This is a genomic window from Bacillus sp. JJ1127 (assembly GCF_036965845.1).
Lineage (GTDB): Bacteria > Bacillota > Bacilli > Bacillales > Bacillaceae_G > Bacillus_A.
Genome location: NZ_JBALQK010000340.1, coordinates 1 through 1,743 on the forward strand (window position 1 = coordinate 1; position 1,743 = coordinate 1,743).

Below are 1,743 nucleotides of genomic sequence, written 5' to 3' on the forward strand. Positions count from 1 at the left end.
ATTTTATATAAAATAATAAAGAATATTCAAATAACAAATGACGATAGTTGACTTAGAATAGGATTTATTTGGGCAAGTACCTAGATATAAAGGAAGAGATATAAAATGAAACAATCACTATTACAAGTAGAGACAGTAAGTGGACTGATTTTTTAATATATTATAAAAATCAATCTGAAGAGATTTGATATATAGGGGAGAATATCACATGAAAGCACTAATTACCGGTGGAAATCGAGGGTTAGGATTTGAGCTAGTCAAAGTGTTTCATAAAAAGGGATATGTTGTTTTCCCGATTGTTAGGAAAAACGGCTGTATTCTGAGGAGAGAAACAGAATTGTATGGCAAAATTTTTTAAAAAATTTAGGGGATGAGAACATGAAGGAAATAAAAGTTTTCCATTATGATGCATTTAGTAATAAACCGAATATGGGAAATCCAGCTGGTCTTGTAATAGATGCAGAACGATTGACAGATGATGAAATGCAGCTTATTGCAAAAAAAGTAGGGTTTAACGAAACCTCTTTTGTACTTCCTTCCGATGTAGCTGATATAAGAATCCGTTATTTTACACCGGGACATGAAATGAATCTTTGTGGACATGCGACAGTAGGAACTATATATGCACTTCATGAAAGAGGTTTACTAAAAGGAAAACAAAATCTCACAATAGAAACGAAAGCAGGGGTTTTACCAGTACATATAGGCGTGGATGAAAATGGAGAATCATTTATTAAGATGAGGCAAGCAGTACCACAGTTTCAAAAGTTTGATGGTTCTAGAGAAGACTTAGCTCATAGCATTGGTCTTCATGAAGACGATTTAGATGGAAAATTACCAATTGTATACGGGAGTACGGGAATTTGGACGTTAATAGTACCGATTAAAACATTGGCTGCTTGCGAAAGAATGAAACCAAATAATAAAGAGTTCCCATCTATTCTAAAGGAAATGCCTAAGGCTTCCATTCATCCACTCTGTTTAGAAACTTACGATGAAGCAGTACATATGCACGGTCGTCACTTTTCATCACCTTATTCTGGGACAATAGAAGATCCAGTGACAGGGACTGCTTCTGGTGTAATGGGAGCGTATTATGCTACATTTTTGAAGCAAGATTTTGATAGTGAACTGACATTAATTGTTGAACAGGGACAAGAGATGAAAAAAGATGGTCGCGTCACTGTTTATGTGACAAAAGACAAGGAAGATGATTCTCTACAAATTGAAATCTCTGGAACTGCGGTATATGCAGAGGAGTTGCAAGTTTTGATTTAAAAGTAGGAAAAAGTTCGGCATATAACCGAACTTTTTTCATCTGTTTATCACTTCAATAAAAGATGTATTCCCATTGTTTCTAATTGTAGAATGGAATTTCTGATTTTCTAACGTCTCAGCAACTTGTTGTAATTTTTGTACATCATCATGATGAATGAGTAAACTGTCTGATCCACTTTCTTCAATGTGGATATGCTCAATATTACCAATGGCTTTGTGTACGGCTTGTAAAAAATCGGGTTTCATAAATACGGCCTCCTATATTTACAGTTATTTTTCTTTATTATTTCCTTATTTATGAAAAGTTAGGCTGTTTTTTAAACGAATCTTGGTAATTTTGTTCTTCGAAATTGAATTCATTGTTAGGTTGCCTTTACTTCATATTTTGATAAGACTGTATATCATTTTTGTATTGTTCTAGCATCTAATGAATGTAGAATTAATAGGGTTTTAGTATGCAAGAAT

General features: G+C 33.7%; 2 protein-coding genes and 1 pseudogene. 2 read left to right on the forward strand and 1 reads right to left on the reverse strand.

Translation table 11 applies throughout. From position 1 onward, the window contains the following. Window positions 1-208 precede the first annotated feature (208 nt). Together V7183_RS26080 and V7183_RS24010 are read left to right on the forward strand one after the other, a co-directional pair. Window positions 209-304, forward strand: a pseudogene (locus V7183_RS26080) (SDR family NAD(P)-dependent oxidoreductase); the annotation flags it as partial. Between the two features lie 74 nt (window positions 305-378). After that, entirely contained in the window at window positions 379-1,278 is a 900-nt protein-coding gene (locus V7183_RS24010; protein WP_097897847.1) for a PhzF family phenazine biosynthesis isomerase, read from the forward strand. 36 nt (window positions 1,279-1,314) lie between these two features. Here V7183_RS24010 and V7183_RS24015 read toward each other — a convergent pair whose 3' ends face one another. Continuing rightward, window positions 1,315-1,524: a hypothetical protein gene (locus V7183_RS24015; protein WP_097897848.1), complete on the reverse strand. Its 210-nt coding sequence runs from the start codon at window positions 1,522-1,524 to the stop codon at window positions 1,315-1,317. Between the last annotated feature and the right edge of the window lie 219 nt (window positions 1,525-1,743).

Bases quoted from the DNA above. Each gene is read 5' to 3' on its own strand.
- V7183_RS24010 (WP_097897847.1), top strand. From the start codon at position 379: ATGAAGGAAATAAAAGTTTTCCATTATGATGCATTTAGTAATAAACCG.
- V7183_RS24015 (WP_097897848.1), bottom strand. From the start codon at position 1,524: ATGAAACCCGATTTTTTACAAGCCGTACACAAAGCCATTGGTAATATT.